General features: G+C 63.5%; 24 protein-coding genes, 2 tRNA genes and 1 pseudogene. 5 read left to right on the top strand and 22 right to left on the bottom strand.

The annotated features are described in order from the left end of the window. Positions 1–60: 60 nt before the first annotated feature. On the bottom strand, positions 61–1,122 hold the full coding sequence (locus AR323_RS09140) for a Glu/Leu/Phe/Val family dehydrogenase (protein ID WP_057883765.1): 1,062 nt from the start codon (positions 1,120–1,122) through the stop codon (positions 61–63). Positions 1,123–1,182: 60 nt separating this feature from the next. After that, a tRNA-His gene (locus AR323_RS09135) sits at positions 1,183–1,259 on the bottom strand. A 179-nt stretch (positions 1,260–1,438) separates the two neighbouring features. Between AR323_RS09135 and AR323_RS09130 the strand changes: the two genes are divergently transcribed. Continuing rightward, positions 1,439–2,071, top strand: coding sequence for a prolyl hydroxylase family protein (locus AR323_RS09130; RefSeq protein WP_057883625.1), 633 nt, complete (start codon positions 1,439–1,441; stop codon positions 2,069–2,071). Beyond that, complete coding sequence (locus AR323_RS09125) at positions 2,062–2,610, top strand: MOSC domain-containing protein (protein ID WP_200956693.1); 549 nt, start codon at positions 2,062–2,064, stop codon at positions 2,608–2,610. Before AR323_RS09130 ends, AR323_RS09125 begins: the two co-directional genes overlap by 10 nt. A gap of 58 nt (positions 2,611–2,668) precedes the next feature. On the opposite strand, the gene rpmE is transcribed toward AR323_RS09125, so the two are convergent. The 13 genes from rpmE to rpsB all read right to left on the bottom strand — a co-directional run bounded on the left by rpmE (position 2,669) and on the right by rpsB (position 14,331). Then, positions 2,669–2,893, bottom strand: coding sequence for a 50S ribosomal protein L31 (gene rpmE / locus AR323_RS09120; protein ID WP_057883623.1), 225 nt, complete (start codon positions 2,891–2,893; stop codon positions 2,669–2,671). 97 nt (positions 2,894–2,990) lie between these two features. Beyond that, on the bottom strand, positions 2,991–3,470 hold the full coding sequence (gene fabZ, locus AR323_RS09115; RefSeq protein WP_057883622.1) for a 3-hydroxyacyl-ACP dehydratase FabZ: 480 nt from the start codon (positions 3,468–3,470) through the stop codon (positions 2,991–2,993). A 21-nt stretch (positions 3,471–3,491) separates the two neighbouring features. Next, positions 3,492–4,175, bottom strand: a complete 684-nt coding sequence (locus tag AR323_RS09110; RefSeq protein ID WP_057883621.1) for an OmpH family outer membrane protein — start codon at positions 4,173–4,175, stop codon at positions 3,492–3,494. Continuing rightward, entirely contained in the window at positions 4,175–6,907 is a 2,733-nt protein-coding gene (gene bamA, locus AR323_RS09105; protein ID WP_057883764.1) for an outer membrane protein assembly factor BamA, read from the bottom strand. The genes AR323_RS09110 and bamA overlap by 1 nt, the downstream gene beginning before the upstream one ends. 181 nt (positions 6,908–7,088) lie before the next feature. Then, positions 7,089–8,222, bottom strand: a complete 1,134-nt coding sequence (rseP, locus tag AR323_RS09100; protein WP_083495323.1) for an RIP metalloprotease RseP — start codon at positions 8,220–8,222, stop codon at positions 7,089–7,091. 1 nt (position 8,223) lies between these two features. Next, positions 8,224–9,375 (bottom strand): 1-deoxy-D-xylulose-5-phosphate reductoisomerase, encoded by a 1,152-nt coding sequence (locus tag AR323_RS09095; RefSeq protein WP_057883620.1) that lies wholly within the window; start codon positions 9,373–9,375, stop codon positions 8,224–8,226. Continuing rightward, entirely contained in the window at positions 9,375–10,088 is a 714-nt protein-coding gene (locus tag AR323_RS09090) for a phosphatidate cytidylyltransferase (protein ID WP_057883619.1), read from the bottom strand. Before AR323_RS09090 ends, AR323_RS09095 begins: the two co-directional genes overlap by 1 nt. Continuing rightward, entirely contained in the window at positions 10,075–10,758 is a 684-nt protein-coding gene (uppS, locus tag AR323_RS09085; protein WP_057883762.1) for a polyprenyl diphosphate synthase, read from the bottom strand. The genes AR323_RS09090 and uppS overlap by 14 nt, the downstream gene beginning before the upstream one ends. A gap of 25 nt (positions 10,759–10,783) precedes the next feature. Next, a complete protein-coding gene (gene frr, locus AR323_RS09080; RefSeq protein WP_057883618.1) occupies positions 10,784–11,341 on the bottom strand; it encodes a ribosome recycling factor in 558 nt (185 codons plus the stop codon). A 2-nt stretch (positions 11,342–11,343) separates the two neighbouring features. Next, the gene (gene pyrH / locus AR323_RS09075) at positions 11,344–12,063 is read right to left on the bottom strand and encodes a UMP kinase (RefSeq protein ID WP_057883617.1); all 720 of its coding nucleotides are present in this window, start codon (positions 12,061–12,063) and stop codon (positions 11,344–11,346) included. A 116-nt stretch (positions 12,064–12,179) separates the two neighbouring features. Continuing rightward, complete coding sequence (locus AR323_RS09070; RefSeq protein WP_057883616.1) at positions 12,180–12,431, bottom strand: hypothetical protein; 252 nt, start codon at positions 12,429–12,431, stop codon at positions 12,180–12,182. Positions 12,432–12,551: 120 nt separating this feature from the next. Further along, complete coding sequence (gene tsf / locus AR323_RS09065) at positions 12,552–13,478, bottom strand: translation elongation factor Ts (protein WP_057883761.1); 927 nt, start codon at positions 13,476–13,478, stop codon at positions 12,552–12,554. An 82-nt stretch (positions 13,479–13,560) separates the two neighbouring features. Continuing rightward, the gene (gene rpsB / locus AR323_RS09060) at positions 13,561–14,331 is read right to left on the bottom strand and encodes a 30S ribosomal protein S2 (protein ID WP_057883615.1); all 771 of its coding nucleotides are present in this window, start codon (positions 14,329–14,331) and stop codon (positions 13,561–13,563) included. 337 nt (positions 14,332–14,668) lie between these two features. Between rpsB and AR323_RS09055 the strand changes: the two genes are divergently transcribed. Next, entirely contained in the window at positions 14,669–14,938 is a 270-nt protein-coding gene (locus AR323_RS09055) for a hypothetical protein (protein WP_057883614.1), read from the top strand. Here the strand turns inward: AR323_RS09055 and AR323_RS09050 are convergent. The 4 genes from AR323_RS09050 to AR323_RS09035 all read right to left on the bottom strand — a co-directional run bounded on the left by AR323_RS09050 (position 14,904) and on the right by AR323_RS09035 (position 18,008). Further along, positions 14,904–15,725, bottom strand: coding sequence for a CDP-alcohol phosphatidyltransferase family protein (locus tag AR323_RS09050; protein WP_057883613.1), 822 nt, complete (start codon positions 15,723–15,725; stop codon positions 14,904–14,906). The two genes, AR323_RS09055 and AR323_RS09050, sit on opposite strands and share 35 nt — an antisense overlap. A 9-nt stretch (positions 15,726–15,734) precedes the next feature. Then, positions 15,735–16,484 (bottom strand): phosphatidylserine decarboxylase, encoded by a 750-nt coding sequence (locus AR323_RS09045; protein WP_057883612.1) that lies wholly within the window; start codon positions 16,482–16,484, stop codon positions 15,735–15,737. A 47-nt stretch (positions 16,485–16,531) separates the two neighbouring features. After that, positions 16,532–17,656 (bottom strand): beta-ketoacyl-ACP synthase III, encoded by a 1,125-nt coding sequence (locus AR323_RS09040; protein ID WP_057883611.1) that lies wholly within the window; start codon positions 17,654–17,656, stop codon positions 16,532–16,534. Between the two features lie 266 nt (positions 17,657–17,922). Beyond that, positions 17,923–18,008, bottom strand: a tRNA-Tyr gene (locus AR323_RS09035). A gap of 118 nt (positions 18,009–18,126) precedes the next feature. On the opposite strand from AR323_RS09035, the gene rlmB reads away from it, so the two are divergent. Beyond that, positions 18,127–18,912, top strand: coding sequence for a 23S rRNA (guanosine(2251)-2'-O)-methyltransferase RlmB (rlmB, locus tag AR323_RS09030; RefSeq protein WP_057883610.1), 786 nt, complete (start codon positions 18,127–18,129; stop codon positions 18,910–18,912). A 154-nt stretch (positions 18,913–19,066) separates the two neighbouring features. Next, positions 19,067–19,804, top strand: coding sequence for a hypothetical protein (locus tag AR323_RS09025; protein ID WP_235510516.1), 738 nt, complete (start codon positions 19,067–19,069; stop codon positions 19,802–19,804). Between the two features lie 33 nt (positions 19,805–19,837). Here the strand turns inward: AR323_RS09025 and AR323_RS09020 are convergent. From AR323_RS09020 to AR323_RS09010, 3 genes and pseudogenes are all read right to left on the bottom strand, one after another. After that, positions 19,838–20,149, bottom strand: a pseudogene (locus AR323_RS09020) (HU family DNA-binding protein); the annotation flags it as partial. 155 nt (positions 20,150–20,304) lie between these two features. Continuing rightward, complete coding sequence (gene lon / locus AR323_RS09015; protein WP_057883607.1) at positions 20,305–22,695, bottom strand: endopeptidase La; 2,391 nt, start codon at positions 22,693–22,695, stop codon at positions 20,305–20,307. Positions 22,696–22,788: 93 nt separating this feature from the next. Then, a complete protein-coding gene (locus AR323_RS09010; protein ID WP_161808730.1) occupies positions 22,789–23,250 on the bottom strand; it encodes a Csu type fimbrial protein in 462 nt (153 codons plus the stop codon). Positions 23,251–23,276: the final 26 nt, after the last annotated feature.

Below are 23,276 nucleotides of genomic sequence, written 5' to 3'. Positions count from 1 at the left end.
TAACCGTTGACACCGCTTTGGCATTCCCTGCCGCATGCGGCAAGGGTCAGTTCCCGGAAATCACCGCCCGATGAGCTTCTGCGCCATGCGGTCGGCAACCCGATCCGACGATACGCCGGTATGGTCGCTCTCTTCCCAGATCGTCCGCAGTCGATCGGGGATTTGCGCGATGCGCTTGCGAACTTCGTTGATGTCGCAGGATTCACCGTTGGTCCGGGCAAGGTATTCGAGCGTCACCGAGATGATTCCGCCGGCGTTGATGACGTAGTCGGGCGCGTAAAGAATACCGCGCTCCGCCAGCAACTGACCGTGCTCGCTCCGCGCCAACTGGTTGTTCGCGCCACCCGCCACGATCGCGCAATCAAGAGCGGCGATGCCCGCCTCGTCCAAGATCGCACCCAATGCGTTGGGGCTGAATACATCGCACGAAACCGACATGATCTGCGCCGGACTTACCGCCTCGCCGTCCACTTCGCGGGCAAGCGCCTTGGCGCGCCCCTCGTCCACATCGGCCACGACAAGCAGTGCGCCGTCCTTGCTCAGGAGGCGGGCGACGCCGCCACCCACGCTGCCGGTTCCCTGCAATGCCACGCGAACGCCCTGCAGGCTGTCCTTGCCCAGCTTGTGCGCCACCGCTGCCTTGATGCCATGATAGATACCCATCGCGGTGAACGGCCCGGGATCGCCGCCCGCCTCGCCCTCTCCGACCGGCAGGCCGGACACAAAGCGTGTGCGCTGCGAGACCGCGACCATGTCGCTTTCGCTGATCCCCACGTCCTCGGCGGTAACGTACTTGCCGCCCAGGGCTTCGACCGCATCGGCGAATGCGGCAAGCAATTCCGGCGTCTTGGTCCGCGCCTTGTCTGCCAGGATCACGGCCTTGCCGCCGCCCATGGGCAGGCCGGCCATCGCGTTCTTGTAGCTCATGCCTCGGCTGAGGCGCAGGGCGTCCCGCAGGCCGTCCGCCGGGTCGGCATAGTGCCAGAAACGCGTACCACCGGCACCGGGGCCGAGGTGGGTGGAATGCAGGGCAATGATCGCGGTCAGACCCGATTTGCGATCGCGCACGAGCTGGACGAGCTCATGATCGTCGAAGTCTGCCTGAGTCCAGAAAGCCGTCATGGAAATGCCCCGCATCGCGTCGAAATCGTCGGATTCGCACGACATCGAAGAAGGGGGAAATGGGGCGATCGAGGGGTCTCGAACCCCCGACCTCCGGTACCACAAACCGGCGCTCTAACCAACTGAGCTACGATCGCCACATGCCCCCGGCATGCCGTGATGCGGGGCCATGATAGCCACGCGGCAGGCCGTCAAGGCGGTTCCCTCGCGGGCGAGCGCCTGTTGCATACGAGGCCCCGATTTGGAAGTGAAAACTGCGTACGCGCGACGCTGGCGTAATATTGTTTCGCGGCCTGATTTCACCTAGGGACGAGCGATGAACGCCCCCGGCGAATCTTCGGCAGATGTCCTGCTCGAACGAGCGGGAATGCAACGGTCACCGTTCCCCAAGATAGAACTGTTTCAGCTACGGGATTTTCTTCCTGCCGCGATGTGCAATGAGCTGATTTCCCTCATCGAGACGAACCGCCGACCTTCAACGATCGCCGATCCAAATGGCGACACCTATTTCCGCACCAGCGAAACCTGTGACCTCGATCCGGACGAGCCTGTGGTTCGCGACCTCGAAGCGCGCCTGCATGCGCTCAATCGCATCGATCCTGCACACGGCGAGCCGGTTCAGGGCCAACGGTACGACGTCGGGCAGGAATTCAAGGCGCACACCGACTACTTCGAACCCGGCGGCATCGATTTCAATCGGTACTGCTCGGTTGCGGGACAGCGAACCTGGACTTTCATGGTCTATCTGAACGCGGTGGAGGCCGGCGGCGGGACGCGGTTCGGCGTTCCGAAGAAGATCATCCAGCCCGAGCCGGGCAAGTTGCTGGCGTGGAACAACCGGCGCCCCGACGGCCGGCCCAATCCCAATACCCTTCATCACGGCATGAAGGTCCGTCGCGGGGTCAAATACGTAATCACCAAGTGGTACCGGGAAAGGCCGTGGGGTTGAGCAATGCGCGAGTGGTGGGCCTCGCCCGCAATAGAACGCACAGCTTCTCGAAGGCATCGAGCGAAACACTGCGGCTGATCGCGGGCATCGGCGTCGAAGGTGATGCGCACGGCGGCCAGACAGTCCAGCACCTGTCGCGCATCCGGCGCGATCCGACCCAGCCCAACCTGCGCCAGGTTCACCTGATCCACGCCGAGCTGCTCGACGAGCTGGCGACGAAAGGTTTCGTGCTGGGGGAAGGCGACCTGGGCGAGAACATTCAGACCCGCGGTATCGATCTGCTCGATCTGCCGCGGGAAACCCGGCTGTTTATCGGGGAGGCAGTCCTGCGCGTCACGGGACTACGCAATCCTTGCAACCAGATCGAAAAATTCCGATCCGGCTTGCTGCAGCACATGATCGAGAAGCGCGCGGATGGTTCGATCGCCCGCAAGTGCGGCATCATGTCCGTTGTCGAACGGAGCGGGAGCATAGCGACAGGCGATACGATCCGGTGCGAGTTACCGCCCGGCCCGCATCAGCCGCTCGAGCCGGTATGACGAACGAAAAAGGGCGGCCCGCAAGGACCGCCCTTTGAAATTCGATGTCGAAATCGACTTACTTCTTGAGCGTCAGCCCACCGAAGCGCTGGTTGAACTTGGCAACGCGGCCGCCTTCCTGAAGCTGCTGCTTGCCGCCGGTCCATGCCGGGTGGCTGGTGGGATCGATGTCGAGCGTCATCGTGTCGCCCTCGGCGCCCCAGGTCGAGCGGGTCTGGAATTCAGTACCGTCGGTCATCTTGACGGTGATCGTGTGGTAGTCGGGGTGACCTTCGGTCTTCATCACGTGTCTCCGTAGCCTCGGAACGGTTCCGACCGGTCCAGCTGTGGTGGGAAAGGCGCGCGCCTAGCGGTGCTTCGGCCGAAATGCAAGGTTTCGCTTAATCGGCCGGTGCGTCGGCGATCATCGCCGTGAACTCGACTTCGCAAGTGGTGTTGCCGTCAACGCTCGCACGGCCCTTGAACTTGCACACGCGCGAGGATTTTCGGGTAAACTCGACTTCGAGATCGAGCAGACATCCCGGCTCGACCGACGCGCGGAACTTCGCATTCTCGATCGCCATGAAGATGACGAGCTTGCCCGTACCGGCCAGTTCGAAGGTCTCGATCCCCAGAACGCCGGCGGCCTGTGCAAGCGCTTCGATCTGCAGGACGCCCGGCATGATCGGCCGCCCCGGAAAATGACCCTGGAAGAACTGCTCGTTGAACGAGACTGCCTTGACCGCGTGTATCCGCTCGCCAATCTCGATCGACCGAACGCGATCGACGAGCAGCAGCGGATAGCGATGCGGCAGGGCCTTGAGCACCTTGAGGATATCGTACGCGTGCGCCTGCGGCACTTGTCCGTTGTCCTCGCTCATCGATCCTGCCCCTTCGTTCGATCAGCGGCTTGTCGCAGCCGGCGGCGTGGCAGCAGGGGCTGCCGGCGCCTGACCCGCAGCAGCGGCGGCGGCCTCCTGCTGCTGACGTACTTCGCGCGGCACCCAGCCCTGCGGGGGCACGAGCTGTGCGTTGGGCAGCAAGGTGTTGAGCTCGTTCAGCACGTCCTGCGTGATGTTGTAGGCCGCATCGGCATAGATCACCGCGCCCTGCGTCGGATCGAGGATCAGCTGGATGTTCTTCTTGCGCGCCGCATTCTGGACGGCTGTGTCGAGGCGGTCCTCGATCTGCTCGGTCACATAGGCACGGCTAAGCGCGACGGGAGCGACGAGCTGCTGAAGCTCCTGCTGGCCGGACTGCTGGATCTGCTGGATCGTCTGGGCCTGCTGGTTGAGAGCCGGGTTGTTCGGATTGGCCTGACGGTCTGCATTGAACTTGTCGACCAGAGGCTGGAGCTGGGCGGCGATCGCAGCACGGCGTGCTTCGGCCTGATCGAGCTGCGGCTTGTACGTGACCGGGCGCTGCTGTTCTGCCGTCTTGTAGGCGTTCGAGTTGGCAACGACCGCCGGCAGGCTGACCACGCCGATGCCCTTAACCACCTGGGCGGCGGCAGGCGCGGCCGCGATCGGCGAAAGCGCGGCGAAGGCGATGCCCGCTGCGAGCAGGCTCTTCGAGAAAATCTTCATCAGAATTGTGTTCCTACGTTGAAGGTGAAGCGCTTGGTGTCATCACCTGGCTGCTTCAAGAGCACGTGAGCGAAATCGATCCTGAACGGACCGAAGGGCGAGTTCCAGTTGACGCCGATACCCACCGAAACGCGCGGCTTCGGCGTATCGCCGAGGAACTGTTCGGTGAACGGCGGTATGTTGTTCAGCAGCGGCGTGTTGGCCGCGCCACTGGGCGAGGTGGGGCTGGTTACCAGCGTTGTCGTGGTGGTGCCGTCTGCGTTGGTGACGGTTTGGGTGAAGAGTGCATTGCCGTTGGCATCGCGCTGCGGGAAATTGCATCCGGCAGGGAAAGTGCAATCCTGCACCAGGTCCTGCGGATCGCGGAACTGGCTACCCCAAAGCGCTCCCACGTCGACGAAAACCGAGGGACGCAAGCCAAGCTCCTGAACACCGCTGCCCAGCGGAATCTCGATTTCGGCGCGACCGAGGTAATAGAAATTGCCGCCGAGCGCGTCGTCCGACACCCGCTCCCGCTCGGTCACCACCAAGGGCAGGGGATTGGCGGGATCGGGGCTGTCGGGGTCCGCGATGATCGGCTGGCGAAGAACCCGCGGACCCACGCCGCGGATGTCGAACCCGCGGAACTGCGGTTCACCCAGGAAGAATCTGTCGGTCAGCTGGACGCGGTCGTTGCCGAGCGCCTTGATCGCACCGCCTTCGCCCTGCACCGAGAATATGAACCCGCTGCCCAGCGGCCAGTATTGCGCCGCGCGGGCGCGGACCCGGGCATACTTGACCGAGCCGCCGAGGCCGGCAAATTCGCCCGTGATCGACGCCGACCGGCCGCGCGTGGGGCGCAGACGACTGTCGAGCGAATCGTAGGCCAGCGTAACGCCGAGAATCGAACTCGTCCGCTTGCCGACCGCTTCGCAAAGGTAGCGTCCCGCCAGCAGCGGATCGCAGGTCAGGTTCGGCGGGCTGAGTCGGTCGGAGAAGAACTGGTTCTCGTCGAGCGAAACCTCGTCGAAGTTCAGTGTGTAGCTGCCGATCAGCGAGGTATATTCCGACAACGGCACGCCAAGCCGCAGCTGACCGCCAGTGGTCGTCTGCTGGAAAGTCGTGTTGCGATCGTTGTTCAGGTAATTGAAGCTGTTCAGATCGCGCCGATAGATGTCGACACCCGCCGAAATGTTGCGGTCGAACACGTAAGGCTCGGAAAAGCTGAGGTTCGCGCTCTTCGAATAGCGCGAGTAGTTGACGCCGGCGCCGACCGTCTGACCACGACCGCGGAAGTTGCGCTGCTGGATCGATGCGGCAAGGATGAAGCTCTCGATCGAGGAAAAGCCCGCCGACAGCTGCAACTGTCCGGTGGCCTGCTCCTGCACATTCGCCTCGAGCGCGATGCGATCGGGCGTGGTGCCTTCCTTCTGCGAGACCTCGAAGTTTTCCTGGAAAAAGCCGAGAGACTTGATCCGGTTCTCCGAACGCTTGACCTGCAGCGAGTTGAACGCATCGCCTTCGACGAGGCGGAATTCGCGCCGGATGACCTTGTCCTGCGTCAACGTGTTGCCGTTGACGTCGATCCGCTCGACATAAACGCGGGGCGCCTCGCGCAGAACGAAGGTGACCGACATGGTCAGGTCTTCCTTGTTACGCCGATACTGATCGTCGACCTGCGCAAAGGCATAGCCAAAGGTGCCAGCAAGCTCGGTAAGCTGCTCCACCGTATCCTGAATCTGCTTGGCGTCGTACCAGTCGCCTTCCTTCATCGGAAGATTGCCGGTCAGGCCCTCGCTCGAGAAGTCGCGCAATTCGCTCTGTACCGCGACGTCGCCGAACTTGTAGCGTTCGCCTTCCTCGACGACGTAGGTGATGATGAAATCGCGCTTGTCGGGAGTCAGCTCCGCCACGGCCGAGATCACGCGAAAATCGGCGTACCCTTGGGTGAGATAGAACTGACGCAGTTTCTGCTGGTCGAACGCAAGCCGGTCGGGGTCGTAGCTCGTGCTGGACGAGAAGAACCGCGTCGGGCGCGCCTGCTTGGTCAGCATCTCGCTGCGCAGTTCGCCGTCGGAGAATGCTTCGTTGCCGAGGATGTTGATCTGGCGAACCTTGGACTTGGGCCCTTCGTTGATCTCGAACACCACGTCGACGCGGTTCTGCGCCAGCTCGACCATTTTGGGTTCGACCGTGGCGGCAAAGCGGCCCTGCCGCTTGTACAGTTCGACAATGCGCGCAACGTCGGCGCGGACCTTGGAACGGGTGAAAATCTGGCGGGGGGCCAGCTTGATCTCCGGGAGGATCTTGTCCTCCTTCAACCGTCGGTTACCCTCGAGGACGATCCGGTTGATGACCGGGTTCTCGACCACAGTCACGACCACGTCGCCCCCGTTGTTCACTATGCTCGCGCTGGCGAAAAGCTCAGTCGCATAGAGGTCCTTGAGCGCCTGGTCCCCCGCGGCCTGCGTGTAGACCTGGCCGGGCCGCAGACGGATGTAAGATACGATCGTCGTCGGTTCTAGACGCTCCGCACCACTGACAGAGACCGTGCGGATCACGTCGGACTGCGGCGCCGGTGCCTCGGCGATCGCGGATGAGGGCGTCGGTGCCGGTGCCGGGGTCGCTGCGGGCGTTTCCTGGGCAAATGCTGTCGCGGGCATTCCCGCCAGGATCGTCCCGCAAAGCAGCGACAGCCCCAGCCGGGCGAGACCCGGCCGGTTAGCGTTGCCTGCCAATTCGCGTGCCATCATCGACGTGGGACTTCCGTCCATAAACCTATCCATGCGCTCAGGTATGCTCCGTGTCGCCTGCCGCAGGTGAGACCCGGGCGGCGGGTGGGCCGCCCTTGCCCCATACCCGGTCCCCGATCAAGCGGTGGAAGGCCTGTTGTGCCCATGCGCTCAGCGCGCGAACGATTCCTCGGCTTACTTGCTACCGCCCGAAAATTGGCAGCGACAGCAGGTCGTTGACCGTAACGAACAGCATCAGCGCAAGGATAACCGCCACGCCGGCGCGGAACGCAAATTCCTGACCGCGCGCCCCCACCGGCTTCCGGCGGACCGCCTCTGCCGCGTAGAAAGCCAGGTGCCCGCCGTCGAGGGCGGGAATTGGCAACAAGTTGATGAACGCCAAGTTAAGCGAGATCAGCGCTGCGAAGCCGACGAACGCAACCGGGCCAAGGCTCAGCTGCTCCCCGGAAAACTTGGCGATCTTGATCGGTCCGCCAAGTTCGTCGACAGAACGCTGGCCGGTCAGAATTTGGCCTATGCCGGTCACCATCATGCGGACCAGGTTCGCGCATTCGACGAACCCAAGCCGGGTGGCCTCGACAAAGCTGACCTGCTCGTAGCTGATCGGACTGGACCACACACCCAGACGGCCCACGCGGGATTCGTTGCCGAAACGATCCCTTTCGACAGCACTGCCGATCGTCAGGGGAACGCGCAGGCGTTCGCCTTCGCGTTCGACACCGAGTACGATCGCCTCTCCGGGGTGCATCAACACGCGCTCGGTTATGTCTCGGAATTCCGCCACCGGCTCACCGTCGATGGATACGATCCGATCGCCGACGCGCACACCCGCCGCTTCCGCCACCGACCCTTCGGCGAAACTCTGGATGACGTTGGTCTCGGCTGGATCGACCTGAACCGGTTTGCCGATCATCATGAAGAACGCCGCGAAAATCGCCACGGCGACCACAAGGTTGGTCAGCGGCCCCGCCAGTACAATCAGGGCTCTCTGCCACAACGGCGCGTGGTGGAAACTGCCGTCGCGTTCCGCTGGGGTCATCGCCGCGATTGCGTCCGCATCGGGTATCGAGGCGGGGTTCATATCGCCCTTGAACTGGCAGTAGCCGCCCAGTGGCAATGCCGACAGGCGCCACCGCGTCCCACGGCGATCGGTGTAGCCGACCACTTCCTTGCCGAAGCCGACCGAGAACGCCTCGACCCCGACGCCGAACAATCGACCCATAAGGTAGTGGCCGAATTCGTGCACCGTCACCAGCGGCCCGAGCAGAAGCACGAAACCGACGAGGTAAAACCAGAATGGCGGCGTTTCGATCAAATCAGGCAAGCTCCAGCAATTCAGAGGCTCGCACACGCGCTTCCCTGTCGATCGCCAGTACTTCGTCGAGCGAAGCAGGTGCCGGCGGCAGGTCGCGTTCAAGCGTACGTTCGACCGTTAGCGCAATTCGTGTGAACGCTATCTTTCCGGACAGGAATGCCGCGACGGCCGCTTCGTTAGCTGCGTTCAAGACGGCGGGCGCTGCGCCACCCATTTGTGCCGCCTCGCGCGCGAGCCTCGTGGCGGGGAACCTTACCTCGTCGGGAGCCTCGAACGTCAACGATCCGATCGCAACCAGATCGAGCGGCTCCATGGGGGTGTACATCCGCTGCGGGTAGGCCAGGCACGAGGCGATCGGCACGCGCATGTCCGAAGGACCGAGCTGCGCCAGCGTCGATCCGTCGCGATATTCCACCATCGAATGGATGACGCTCTGCGGATGAACGACGATCCCGATCCGATCGAGGCCGACGGGAAACAGATGGTGCGCCTCGATGAATTCGAGACCCTTGTTCATCATCGTCGCCGAATCGACGCTGATCTTGGCGCCCATGTCCCAATTGGGATGCGCGACGGCCTGTGAGGGGGTCGCCGCTTCGAGCTGGGACTGGGTCCACGTGCGGAAAGGTCCACCGCTCGCGGTCAGAGTGATCCGCCGCACGTCCGAAATGCGACTGCCCTGAAGACACTGGAAGATCGCGTTGTGCTCGCTGTCCACCGGCAACAACTTCGCGCCGGTGCGGCTTACGGCAGCGGTCATCACGTCGCCTGCCGAGACCAAGGCTTCCTTGTTCGCGAGCGCTATCGTGCCGCCCTGTTCGATCGCCGTCATGACCGGCGCGAGCCCTGCGCAGCCCACGATCGCCGCAACCGTCATGTCGGCCCCCAGCGAAGCCGCGTCGCACAGGGCCTGCGCGCCACCCGCACATTCAATGTCCGTGCCTGACAACGCATCGCGCAAGGCCGGCAGGCATGTTTCGTCGGCAACGACAGCGATCTCGGCGGCGAACTCGCGTGCCAGGGCGGCAAGCTCGTCGACGTTGCAGTTGGCCGTCAGCGCCATGACGCGCCAGGAATCGCGGTTGCGTCGGATAAGGTCCAGCGTCGACGCGCCGACCGATCCGGTCGCGCCGAGGATCGAGATCGACCGCATCAGTTGGCGATTCCCGATGCGAGCGCGCCCACCGCGATCGCGACCGGCAGCATCCCGTCGATCCGGTCGAACACGCCGCCATGACCTGGAATGAGTTTCGACGAATCCTTCACCCCTGCCCGGCGCTTGAGCCACGACTGGAAAAAATCTCCCGCCTGGGCGAGGACCGCGAGGCCGGCGCCCAGCAAAGCGGCGGCACCGAGATTGCCCACGCCGAGCGATAGCCCAAGGTCGAACCGCGGCCCCACAATCCCGCCATCGATCGCGACGACCCACAGAACCACCCAGAGCGCCGCGCCGGCCATTCCGCCCACGAGGCCCGCCCAGGTCTTGGAAGGGCTGATCGACGGCGCGATCTTGGGACCGCCGATGGCGCGCCCGGTGAAATAGGCGAAAGTATCGGTGAAGACCGTCGCTCCGATTATCAGGATTATGAGAAAGTCGCCCGCCCCGACCAGAACGCCCCCGGCAAGGCCGAAGTACACCGCGCCGGCAATGATGGCCGCAAGACGATAGGGAATGTTCGCGGTCGCCCCGACCACCAGCAGAACGAATTCCACGAATGCGACCAGCGCGACGATGACGACGAACGTATCGAATACCGTGCCGCCGATTACGATCGCACTGACCGCGAGGGCCAGCATGACGACCGCCGAGGCGAGGCGAACGGGAAGGTCGGCGTTCTTGCGCGGCGCAGTCTCAACGTCCGCCATAGCGCCTCTCCCTCCGCGTAAATTCCGCAAGCGCATCGGTCAGGTGCTCGGGGGTGAAATCGGGCCACAGCACATCGGTGAAGATCATTTCCGCATATGCGCTTTGCCACAACAGGAAATTCGAGAGCCGCAGTTCCCCGCTCGTGCGGATAAGCAAGTCGAGCGGCGGGAGTCCGGCGCTGTCGAGATGCCTTTCGATCGATTCGACCGTGATCTCGCCTTCCGCTGCGGCCGCTGTTGCCGCCCGGGCGATTTCCTGCTGCGAACCGTAATTGAGCGCTACCGCGAGTGTGCGCGCTCCACCCGCCGTCCGCGAAAGGGCATCCTCCAGCATCTCCACGATGTCGGGGGCAAGGCCACGCCAGTCACCGAGAATATGCAACTTCACGTCGTTGGCGATGAATTCCGGCAGGTCGGATTTGACGAACCTGCGCATCAGATTCATCAGATCTCCCACTTCTTCATCGGGCCGACGCCAGTTTTCGGTGCTGAAAGCGTAGAGTGTCAGGCATTCGATCGATGTTTCGCCGAGCGCTCTTACAAGCCGGCGCACGGCTTCGACGCCGCGCTGATGGCCGATCGCGCGCGGCAGGTGCCGGGCTTTCGCCCAGCGTCCGTTTCCATCCATGATGATCGCGACGTGGCGTGCGACACCGCCCTCGCCCGCCATCACTCCGCTCCGGCGCTCCGACGCGTCACTGCGAGAGGATTTCTTTCACCTTCGCCGCCACGACGGTGTCGATCTCGGCAACGTGGCTGTCGGTCAGCTTCTGGACGTCGTCTTCCGAACGCTTGCGCTCGTCTTCGGAGATATCCTTCTTCTTCTCGTCGTCTTTGAGCGCTTCCATCCCGTCGCGGCGCACGTTGCGGATCGCGATCTTCGCCTTCTCGCCGTACTCGCCGGCAAGCTTGGCCAGTTCCTTGCGGCGCTCCTGGGTCAGATCGGGGAGCGGCAGGCGCAGGGTCTGCCCATCGATCATCGGGTTGAGGCCCAGGTTCGCCTTCGCGATGCCCTTTTCGACCGGGGTCAGGTTCGACTTGTCCCACACCTGCACGCTGAGCATCCGCGGCTCGGGTGCCGAGACCGTGGCCACTTGGTTGAGCGGCATCATCGCGCCGTACACCTCGACCATCACGGGATCGAGCAGGCTGGTGTTGGCACGGCCGGTGCGCAGCCCCGAAAGATCGCCCTTCAGGCTTTCGATCGCACCCTTCATCCGCCGCTCGATATCGGCTTTGTCGTACTTCGCCATTGTCAGCTTCCCTGCACTATCGTCTGGACGCCTTCGCCGCGCAGGACCTGCGCGAGGTTGCCCTGCTCCCTGATCGAGAAAACCACGATCGGGATGCCGTTGTCGCGGCACAGCGCAACCGCAGAGGCGTCCATTACCTTGAGATTGTCCGCCAATACCTTGTCGTAAGTGACGGATTCGAAACGCTTTGCCTGCGCATTCTTCTTCGGGTCGCTGTCATAGACCCCGTCGACGCTCGTGCCCTTGAGCAGCGCGTCGCACTTCATCTCCGCCGCACGCAATGCCGCGCCGCTGTCGGTGGTGAAATAGGGCGCGCCGACACCGGCTGCAAAAATCACCACCCGGCCCTTTTCGAGATGTCGCTCGGCCCGGCGGCGGATCACCGGCTCGCAGACCTTGTCCATCTCGATCGCCGATTGAACGCGGGTCTGGACCCCCAGTTGCTCCAGAGCATTCTGCATCGCCAGCGCGTTCATCACCGTGGCCAGCATACCCATGTAATCGGCTTGCGCGCGGTCCATGCCCTGCGCCGCGCCCGCCATCCCGCGGAAGATATTGCCCCCGCCGATGACGAGGCAGATCTCGAGCCCCGTATCCTTCGCCGCCTTCACTTCCTTCGCGAGTTCAGTGACGAACGCGGGATCGATACCGAACTGCTGGCCGCCCATCAGCACCTCGCCCGAAAGCTTGAGGAGCACACGCTTGAGCGGTGGCAAGGGCATAGATCGCGGTCTCGATAAGCTGCTGAATTCGGGTTGGCGGGGCCTTACCGGCAACGGGGCACACTGCCAAGGGCAGCGGGCATCAAAAGCCCAAGCCCCAATTCCGATCGAGCGTCTCAACGACGAATTGATTCGACCTGCAGTATCGTCGTCGTATCGACGACTTCGCCATGACGGGGAAAAGGTCGGCGAACCTTCAGGCGAACCTTATCGCCGGCCAAGAAACTGTGATGAGTGACCGTCCACGAATCGGCACCTAACAAATCAAAGCCGTGAAGGCCCACAGTGATCGTGCAGGTACTTGCACAGTAGGCGCGCACCTTGGCCGACAAGAGACCTTTGCTTTCGATGGTTTCAGCGACGATCACGACGCGATGCTAGTGAACGCATCCTAAACTGCCAAGCTATGACAAATAAAAAGCCCCGCGTCGGAAATACCTACGCGGGGCTTTCGTTTCGATAGGCCGATTCAGCAATCGGTGAGGACTTCAGCCCTTTACGGCTGCGGCCACCTCGGCTGCGAAGTCGGTTTCTTCCTTCTCGATGCCTTCGCCGAGCTGGAAGCGGACGTAGTCTTTCAGCACGATCGCCGCGCCCGCATCCTTGCCGGCCTTGGCGACGACTTCCGAGATGGGCGTCTTGTTGTCCATCACGAAGACCTGGCTGAGAAGCGCGTTTTCCTTGGCGAACTTGCCGATGGCACCTTCGACCATCTTGGCCTGCACTTCGGCGGGCTTGCCCGATTCGGCAGCCTTTTCGGCAGCGATCTTGCGCTCGCGCTCGATCACTTCGGCGTCGAGGCCGTCGGCGTCGAGGGCCTGCGGGAAAGCGGCGGCGATGTGCATCGCAAGCTGCTTGCCGAGCGCTTCGAGCGCCGCCTTGTCGGCGGTAGATTCGAGCGCGACGAGCACGCCGATCTTGCCGAGGTTCGGAGCCTGCGCGTTGTGCATGTAGGGCACGACGACGCCTTCATTCACCGACACGTGCTTGAGGCGGCGGATCTGCTGGTTCTCACCGATAGTCGCGACGTTGTCGGTCAGCTTGTCGCTGACGGTCCCGCCGTCGGGGTACGAAACGCCCTTGAGCGCTTCGACGTCGGACGAGCCTTCGGCCAGCGCGACTTCGGTGACCTTGCGGACGAAGTCCTGGAACTTGTCGTTCTTGGCGACGAAGTCGGTCTCGGAGTTCACTTCGACCGCGACGCCCTTGGTGCCCGACACGGCAACGCCGACGAGGCCTTCGGCCGCGGTGCGGCTCGACTTCTTGGCGGCGGTGGCGAGGCCCTTGGCGCGCAACGCGTCGACCGCGGCTTCGATGTCGCCATTCGCGGCTTCGAGAGCCTTCTTGGCGTCCATCATGCCGGCGCCGGTCTTCTCGCGCAGGTTCTTCACGTCGGCGGCGTTGAAAGCAGCCATGTTCAATTCCTTTGTCTAATAGCAGTGCGGCGCCGGGAGCAATGCGTCCCGGCGCCGATATTCGGGAAATGCGAAGCGGATGTTACGCCTCGGTAGCGGCGTCCGCCACGTCGGCCTCGGCCGGCGGTTCGGCCATCGCGCCGATGTCGGCACCCGAATCGATCGTCGCACGGCCTTTGCCGCTCGAAGCCGCTTCGGCGACTGCGTCACAGTAGAGGCGCACGGCGCGGGCCGCGTCGTCGTTGCCCGGGATCGGGAACGCGATGCCGGTCGGATCGACGTTCGAATCGAGAACCGCGACGACGGGAATGCCGAGAACGCCGGCTTCCTTGATCGCGAGATCTTCCTTGTTCGCGTCGATTACGAACATCACGTCGGGAATGCCGCCCATGTCGCGGATGCCGCCCAGCGAAAGCTCGAGCTTGTCACGCTCGCGGGTGAGCTGCAGCACTTCCTTCTTGGTCAGGCCCGAGATTTCGCCCGAGAGCTGCTCGTCGAGCGTCTTGAGGCGGCGGATCGAACCGGAAATGGTCTTCCAGTTGGTCAGCATTCCGCCGAGCCAGCGGTGGTTGACGAAGTGCTGGCCCGATGCGCGAGCGGCCTGCGCGATCGGCTCCTGCGCCTGGCGCTTGGTGCCGACGAACAGAACCTTGCCGCCCGAGCGGACGGTGTCCTGGATAAAGTCGAGCGCGCGCGCCATCAGGGGCACGGTCTGCGACAGATCGATGATGTGAACCCCATTGCGGGCGCCGAAGATGTACGGCTTCATCCGCGGGTTCCAGCGGTGGGTCTGGTGGCCGAAGTGTGCGCCGGCCTCGATCAATTGCTGCATGGTGACGGTCGGGGCCGCCATAGGTAATTCCTTTCCGGTTGAGCCTCTGGAGAGCTGGAACCGTCGCGGAGATCCCGCGATCGGCACCGGTATGAGGCGCTCTCCATGTGGATTTGCCCGCCACTCTGCCCGGTCGTGAGAACGGGATTCGGAGCGAACGGCGCGGCCCTTAACGGGATAGAGCGTGAAAAGCCAGCCTCAATTCGTCGCTGGAATTGCGTGATCCGTCGCGAATTACCTTGACGAGATAGAACAAAAAGAGAACAAAGGCCGAGTCGCGGGAACACACCTCGTGCGTGAGTTTTCCACCAGTCGTCCACAGGGTGTCAACAAGCCTGTGCCATAAGGATAACGATCGATGACCGCCTTCCTGCTTGTCGCGCTGTTCGCCACCGTCGCAGTCGCCAGCGCGCTGACCATCGCCGATGCGGCCGTGCGCAGCCGGAGCGCGCTCCGGTCTTTGCGTGTCGAGAACGCCCGCGGTGACGCTTTGCGCATGATCACCGTAACGATGGAAGGTATCGAAGGCACCCGGATGCCGGCACTTCGGCCTGTTCCGGCTGTTTCGGCCCGTTCCGCGCGTCGCTGCGCTGTCAGGTCGCCGGCACCGATGCGCGCTGCCGCCTGATCCGCGCATACCGCGCGATGGACCAGGGGACGGTCGCCAGATAGACCAGGCAAATACCCGTCAGCGTCCACCACGGCTCCAACAGGAGCGCTGCAAAGACCATCCCGACCAACGCAATCAGGCCAAGCCGCACATCCGGTCGCGGACGCATCTTGCCCCAGCTGAGTGTGGCAAGATTTGAGATCATTAGGAATGCGACGAGGCCCGTCCACGGTGCCACCAGGCGCGGATCTCGAAACGTTTCGTCTCCGGTCGCCAGCCAGATATAGATCGGCAGGAAGGCAAGACCCGCTCCCACCGGCGCCGGAACGCCGGTCAGAAACCCTGCGGATTTGTGTGGCTGCTCGCTGACGTCGATCTGGGCGTTGAAGCGCGCGAGCCGCAGCGCACCGCAAATGGCGAACGCCAGTGCAGCGAACCAGCCGAACCGCGTCACGTCGTCGAGCGACCACAGGAAAAGGATCAGCGCCGGTGCGGTGCCGAAGCTCAACGAATCGGCAAGGCTGTCGAGTTCGGCGCCGAAGCGGGATTGGGCCTTGAGCAGCCGGGCAACGCGCCCGTCCATCGCATCGAGCACGCCGGCCAGGATGACGGCGAATACGGCCTCCTCCCAGCGTTCGGACATGGCAAAGCGAATGCCGGTGAGTCCCGAACACATTGCCGCGGCGGTGATCGCGTTGGGCACGACAGCGCGCATCGCCAGCCCTCGCGGGCCGGAGCCGCGGGGTGTCAGGGGAACCTCGTCCTCGGCCGCCTTGGGCCCGATACGCGGTCGTTCTTCAGACATGAAATCGCATTACTGGCTGATACCTTCGATCAATTTCTGCGTGCCGGTTTCGGCGAGTACCGTCTCCCCCGCCACCACCGTCTGACCGAGCACGACCTTGGCGTCGGTGCCGGCAGGCAGATAGACATCGACCCGGCTGCCGAACCGGATCAGGCCCACACGCTGACCTGCCGCGACAAGATCGCCCGGCTTGACGAAGGGCACTATGCGCCGCGCCACAAGTCCGGCGATCTGGGTGAATCCGATGGCGAGGCCATCGGGACGCTCGATCAGGATGTGCTGGCGCTCGTTGTCCTCGCTCGCCTTGTCGAGGTCCGCATTCATGAACTTGCCGGGAATATAGACGACGCGCCGGACCGTGCCGCCGATCGGCGCGCGGTTGATGTGAACGTCGAACACCGACATGAAAATGGAGATGCGGGTTACCGGCCCTGCCGTCAGGCCGCGCGTGCCGCTGCCATCGTCGACCATCATTTCCTTCGGCGGTTCGACCTGCGCGATCAGTGATACCAGCCCGTCCGCCGGAGAGACGATGAGGTTTTCGCCCTGCGGCACGACGCGCTCGGGATCGCGGAAGAACGCGAGGATGCCGACGCTGAGAAATGCGAGCGGCCAGGCCACAGTTTCCCATGCGAGAAGCGCGGTCACCAATGCCGCTGCCGCTGCGATCAATCCGAACTTGCGTCCTTCGGGATGGATCGTCGGCCAATGCCAGTGCGCGTCGCCCCGCCCCCGGTTGTCGAGAATTTCTCCGGCCATGCCGATTGGCTTAGGTGCTGTGGCCGTTCGTCACAAGCGAAACCGGATCAGACTCCCGCCCGCCGCACGAAGACCGTCCCGGCCGAATATCCGGCACCGAACGAACAGATCAGCCCCACATCACCCACCTCAAGATCATCGGAGTGCTTGTGGAAGGCGATGATCGATCCCGCGCTGGAGGTATTCGCATAAGTGTCCAGGACGGTAGGGCTTTCGTCGGCACTCGCCTCGTGACCCAGCACTTTCTGCGCAATCAACCGGTTCATCCCGGCATTGGCCTGGTGAAGCCAGAGTCGGCGCAGCGATGATGGCTCGATCCCCAGCCGGTCGGCCTCCTCGCAGATCATCGACGCCACCATGGGTACCACTTCCTTGAACACCTTGCGCCCTTCCTGGACGAACAGCTTGTCGGCCGCGTCGCGCGTTTCGGGGGCAGTCCGGTTGAGAAAACCGAAGTTGTTGCGGATGTTGTTGGAGAAGACAGTCTTTAGCTTTGTGCCGAGGATGTCCCAATGCGAGGCCGGGGCCAGGCTCACGTCCTCGACCAGGACCGCGGTCGCAACGTCGCCGAAAATGAAATGGCTGTCGCGGTCGCGCCAGTTGAGATGGCCGCTGGTTATCTCGGGACTGACCACGAGCACGCTCTTTGCGTTGCCCGCGCGGATGTAGTCGGCGGCGGTCTGGATACCGAACGTGGCCGACGAGCACGCGACGTTCATGTCGAAGCCGAAGCCGTCGATGCCCAGCGCGTGCTGGATCTCGATCGCCATCGCGGGATAGGCGCGCTGCATGTTCGACGCTGCGCAGAGCACCGCGTCGACGTCCGACGCATCGCGCCCAGCCCGGTCGAGCGCCTGCCGGGCCGCCGCTACGCCGATCTCCGCCATGATCGAAAGCTCGTCGTTACCGCGCTCGGAAATGCGAGGGCACATCGTATCGGGATCGAGCACGTTCGCCTTGTCCACCACGTGCCGCGCCTGGATCCCGCTGGCCTTCTCGATGAACTCGACCGAACTAGGCTCCAGCGCCGCGATCTCGCCAGTACTGATGGCGTCCGCATTGGCGGCGTTGTGCCGCTCTACATACTCGTTGAAACTGGCGACCAGTTCCGCGTTGCTGATACTATGCGACGGTGTGAACAGGCCGGTGGCCGATATGACTGGATGAGGCATCGCGGCGAGTTAGGCCCCCGTCCGTTCGCTCGCAAGCGCCCAGTCGCTTTGATCAGGCCGCGGTAAGCAGCCAGGCCCAGAGTCCGACGGCCACTGCCAATGCTCCGGAAATCGTCACCGCCGTGACCCGCGCCATACGCCGTCTGCGACGCGCGAGGTTCGCCCGCCCCTCTTGCGACATCGGAATTTTCTTCACCATCCCTGCAACCCACTGCCCCCAACCACAGCGCGACCTGAAACGGGCGCTTTGCACGCCTCGTTGGAAATGGTGGACAGGGCTGGATTCGAACCAGCGTACGCTTGCACGGGCAGATTTACAGTCTGCTGCCTTTAACCACTCGGCCACCTGTCCACACAGGGCCTGCCGGATCGAGTTTGATGACCCCGTAAAAGGGGCCGGCCGGCCGAGGAAGGCGCGCAATGGCGAAGCGGCGCTTGCCTGTCAATGGCCCTGCTGGCAGGGGCGGTTGATGGCCAAAGGCGAGAAAAAGCGCGCGATGCGCGGCAGAGCGGGACGGATGCAAGGCGGTCGCGGTTCGGGCCGCGCAAGCACGGGACAGGTTCGCTTGTGGGGCCGCCACGCGGTCGAGGCCGCGCTCAAGAACCCGGCGCGCGTCCATCGAAAGCTCTGGGCGACTCGCGAAGGGGTTGCCGCACTCGATGGAGAGCTGCCGGCCGACTTTCCGGTCGAGTGGGCGGATGCTTCCGATCTCGCACGCCTTGTCGCCCGCGACGCTCCGCACCAAGGTCTCGTGCTCGAATGCGGCGCGCTCGATGACGTGTTCCTGGAGGATGTGATCGGCGATGCGCCCATCCTCGTCCTCGACCAGGTGACCGACCCCCACAACGTGGGTGCCATCCTGCGGTCGGCCGCCGCGTTCGGTGCCGCCGCAATCGTCACGCAGGATCGTCATGCACCGCCAGAATCGGGCGTCGTCGCCAAGTCCGCGAGCGGCGCGCTCGAGGTCGTGCCCTGGGTGCGGGTCGTGAACCTTGCCCGCGCGCTCGATGAACTGGCGGAAAGCGGCTACTGGCGCATCGGTCTTGCGGGGGAAGCCGACGCAACGCTCGCCGAGGCACTGCCAACCGGTCCGGTCGCCCTCGTCCTAGGTGCCGAGGGCGAAGGCATGCGTCACAACATCGCCGGGCACTGCGACGCACTGGCCAAGCTGCCGATTAGCGACGCGATCGAAAGCCTGAACGTTTCGAACGCGGCGGCCATCGCGCTATATGCTATCGCGACGAGGAACGACTGAATTCAGCTAGGTGGGGGTTGTCTGGATGGACCGCAAACCGTTGATGCACAGAGCCGCTGCGGCCGCGGTTGTCGCAGCATTCGCCTTGGTTCTCTCCGGATGTCTCCTCTGGCCTGGCGCCTTTTCGTCCTCGCTCGACGTGCGGCGCAGCGGCATGTTCACCTTCGCCTACGATGGCGAGATACACCTGATGGCGCTGAGCAAACTTGCGCGGATGGGAGACCTCGCCAGCGCGGAAGAGTTCGTCGCCGAAGCCTGTTACGACGACGATATGGAAACCCGCGAATGCTCGGTGGAAGAACTCGCCGAGCAGCGAAAGGCTTGGGATGAAGCGGCAGCCGTGCGCGCGGCGAGCAAGGCCGAAGAGGCAGAGGCGGCGCGCGCCATGCTCGGCGGCATCGACCCCGCCGATCCGGCGGCTGCCGAAGAACTTGCCGCCAAGCTTCGCCGCCAAGTGGGGTGGAAGCGTGTGGAGCACAAAGGCGACGGACTGTTCGACGTCAGCTTCGCGGTCACTGGGCGGATCGACCACGATTTCCTGTTTCCAACGATGGAGGGCTTCCCGATGGTCAATGCCTTCGTGGCAGTCACGCGGCGAGCCGACGGGACGGTGCGCGTCGATGCGCCCGGGTTTGCTCCATCGGGTGGCGGAAATCCGTTTCAGGGCATGATGGCGGGAATGGGCGGCATGTCCCTGCCGAAAGGCAAGGACGGCGAAAAGGGTCCCATCCTGCCGAAGATCGAGGGAACCTTCTCAGTTACGACCGAAGGCGAGATACTGGCCAACAACACCGACGAGGGTCCGGTAGCGCGGACCGACGGGCGCACGTTATCGTGGACGATCAACTCGCGCACGAAGATCGCACCGACCGCATTGATCAGGCTGGACTGACCGGACAACTGCCCGGTCAGTCGAAAATTCGTCTCAGTTCACGGAGTCCTTGAGGACTTTACCAGCCTTGAACTTGGGTTGGTTCGACGCCTTGATCTTCATCGGCTCCCCCGTGCGCGGGTTGCGCCCGGTCGATGCCTTGCGACGGGCAACCGTGAACGTTCCGAACCCCACCAAACGAACCTCGTCGCCCTTCTTCAGCGCCGAGGTAATTGCGTCGAACACACCTTCGACAGCGCTTGCGGCGTCGCTCTTCGAAAGCCCTGCAGCCTCCGCAACTGATCCGATGAGATCGTTCTTGTTCATTCCTTCCCCCTCGCTGGTGCGCGCGACCGCAGGCGTATCCGCAGAATCGCCAAATGATGAAAGCGCGGACTTGAATGCCTTTTCACGCGTGAGTCAAAGGCTAATCGGACAGATGGCAGACAGAAGAGGCGCGCCGTGTCCCTTTGAGAGACACGGCGCGCCGAGTGCCACAAATCCGCAGGGGAAATACAGTCCTAGTGTGCCGTCGTACCCTCACCACGGCCGCCCGCCCCGGGTTGGCTGGCGAGGTCGTCTGCTTCGGTCCAGTCGATCGATTCGAGCGGCGCGACCAAGGCACGCTCGAGCACTTCGTCGACGTGACTGACCGGCACGATCTCGAGTCCATCCTTGATGTTCTGCGGTATCTCCGAGAGGTCCTTGACGTTGTCCTGCGGGATGAGGACCGTCTTGATCCCGCCGCGCAGCGCAGCGAGGAGCTTTTCCTTCAGCCCTCCGATCGCCAGCACCCGTCCACGCAGCGTGACCTCGCCGGTCATGGCAACGTCGGGCCTCACGGCCACGCCGCTCAGCGTGGAGATGATCGAGGTGACCATCCCGATACCCGCGCTGGGCCCGTCCTTCGGCACCGCGCCTTCGGGCAGGTGGATGTGGATGTTCTTGCGGTGGAACAGACTGGGCCGGATCCCGTAGGCCGGCGCGCGCGCCTTCACAAAGCTGAACGCCGCGGCGATGCTTTCGGTCATCACGTCGCCAAGCTTGCCGGTGGTCTTGATCTCGCCCTTGCCCGGGGTGGTCACGCTTTCGATCGTTAGCAGTTCGCCACCGACCTCGGTCCATGCGAGACCCGTTACCGCGCCCACCTGCGCTTCGGCCTCGCCCATGCCGTGCTTGAACTTGCGAACGCCCGCAAACTCGCCGAGGTTTTCGGCGGTAACCGTGATGCTGGTCGCCTGCTTCTCGAGAATCTTGCGCAGGCTCTTTCGAGCAAGGCGCGCGATCTCGCGCTCGAGAGTTCGGACGCCGGCTTCGCGCGTGTAATATCTGATCAGGTCGCGCAGGCCCTCGGTCGTCAGCGAGAACTCGCCCGCCTTCAAACCATGCGCTTCGATCTGCTTGGGGATCAGGTGCCGCTCGGCGATCTCTACCTTCTCGTCCTCGGTGTAGCCCTCAAGCCGGATGATCTCCATGCGGTCGAGCAACGGCTGCGGCAGGTTTAGGCTGTTCGCTGTGGTGACGAACATGATGTCCGACAGGTCGAGGTCGAGCTCCAGGTAGTGATCCTGAAACTTCGAGTTCTGTTCGGGGTCGAGAACCTCGAGCAGAGCCGACGCCGGATCGCCCCGGAAATCCTGGCCGAGCTTGTCGATCTCGTCGAGCAGGAACAGGGGATTGCTGGTCCCGGCCTTCTTGAGGTTCGAGACGATCTTGCCCGGCAGCGAGCCGATGTAAGTGCGGCGGTGGCCACGAATCTCGGCCTCGTCACGCACGCCGCCCAGCGACTGGCGCACGAACTCGCGCCCCGTCGCCTTGGCGATCGATTTGCCGAGACTGGTCTTGCCGACGCCCGGAGGGCCGACAAGGCACAGGATCGGCCCCTTCAGCTTGTTGGTCCGCGCCTGAACCGCGAGGTACTCGACGATACGGTCCTTGACCTTTTCAAGCGCGTAGTGGTCCTCGTCGAGCACCGCCTGCGCCGTCGCGATGTCGCGCTTCAGCTTCGACTTCTTGCCCCAAGGCAAGCCGAGGAGCACGTCCAGGTAGTTGCGGATGACGGTCGCTTCGGCGCTCATCGGTTGCATGGTCTTGAGCTTCTTGAGTTCGCTCTCGGCCTTGGCGCGCGCTTCCTTGCTCAACTTGAGCTTGGCGATCTTTTCGGTCAATTCGGCGATCTCGTCGCCGTCCTCGCCGTCGCCGCCGCCGAGCTCGTTCTGGATCGCCTTCAACTGCTCGTTAAGGTAATATTCGCGCTGGGTCTTTTCCATCTGCCGCTTCACGCGGCCACGGATCTTGCGCTCTACCTGCAGGACCGAAAGCTCGCCCTCCATGATCGCCATGACCATTTCGAGCCGCTTGAGCGGGCTCGCTTCGGTGAGTAGCGCCTGCTTGTCGCTGACCTTGCCCTGCAGCGCGGCAGCGATCGTGTCGGCCAGATCGCCGGCATCGTCGATCTCGGACAAGTCCTGCCCGGCGTTCTCGCCCAGCTTCTTGTTGAGCTTGGCATATTCGCCGAACTGCTCGACGACCTGACGCATCGTTGCGACTACTTCGCTGCCCGAAGTCGTTTCGGGCTGACGCACTTCGACCTCGGCAACGACGAAGCCGTTTTCCGGCCGCATGGCAACGAGCCCTGCCCGCGATCCGCCCTCGACCAGAACGCGGACCGTGCCGTCCGGCATCTTGAGAAGCTGGAGAACCTGCGCGACCACGCCAACGTCGTAAAGCTCGTCGTCGGTCGGATCGTCGGTGCCCGGATCGAGCTGCGCGAGAAGGAAGATGTCCTTGTCGCCCTCCATCGCGGCCTCGAGCGCGGCGACCGATTTCTGGCGGCCGACGAATAAGGAAACTACTTGGCCTGGGAAGACCACGATGTCGCGAAGGGGGAGAAGGGGAAAAAGCTGGTTCATGGGTGATATCCGTCCTTGCGGGGGATATGGGGTGCAGGCTGCGGGGGTGCAATCCCGCGAGGCCAGCAGCGCTGTGGACGGACCGGGCCGCCCTCAGAGCTCGACCGTCACCGTCACCGTGTCGGCATAGTATCCTGCTGTGCCCGAAGTTGCGACAGGATCGACCCGCCCATAGGCCACCAGTTTGAGCGAGCCACCCTGCACGGTCGCCGCAACCGGCGCATCGGTGTCCCAAGGGACGCGCCGTGCCGCGTCGCTGTAGATCGCATAGGGCACGAAGCCCTCTGCGCCCGCGAGGCGCGCACGACCAGAGGATTCGTTGATTCCCCGATCGAGGCCGACCGCCACGGGTACGTCGGTGTTGCATGTTACATCGATCCGGGACTCGGCATCGATCGTGCTACCCGTATCTCCGGCAAACGAGAGCGGCGAGGCTTCGACCGAACAAGCCGGGCGAACGACCAGCGATACGCGCATCGTTGCCGAAGAGGCCTGCTGGGCGGCAGCCGTTGCCGGCGCGATTGCAGCCGCCAGGGTCAGCGTTCCGAGAGCCATCCGGACATCCATTCGAGGCAGGATGC

It is taken from the genome of Tsuneonella troitsensis, from assembly GCF_001441535.1.
GTDB classification, from domain to species: domain Bacteria; phylum Pseudomonadota; class Alphaproteobacteria; order Sphingomonadales; family Sphingomonadaceae; genus Tsuneonella; species Tsuneonella troitsensis.
Note: the sequence above shows the minus strand (reverse complement) of the source record. Positions and strands in the feature narration are given on the sequence as shown.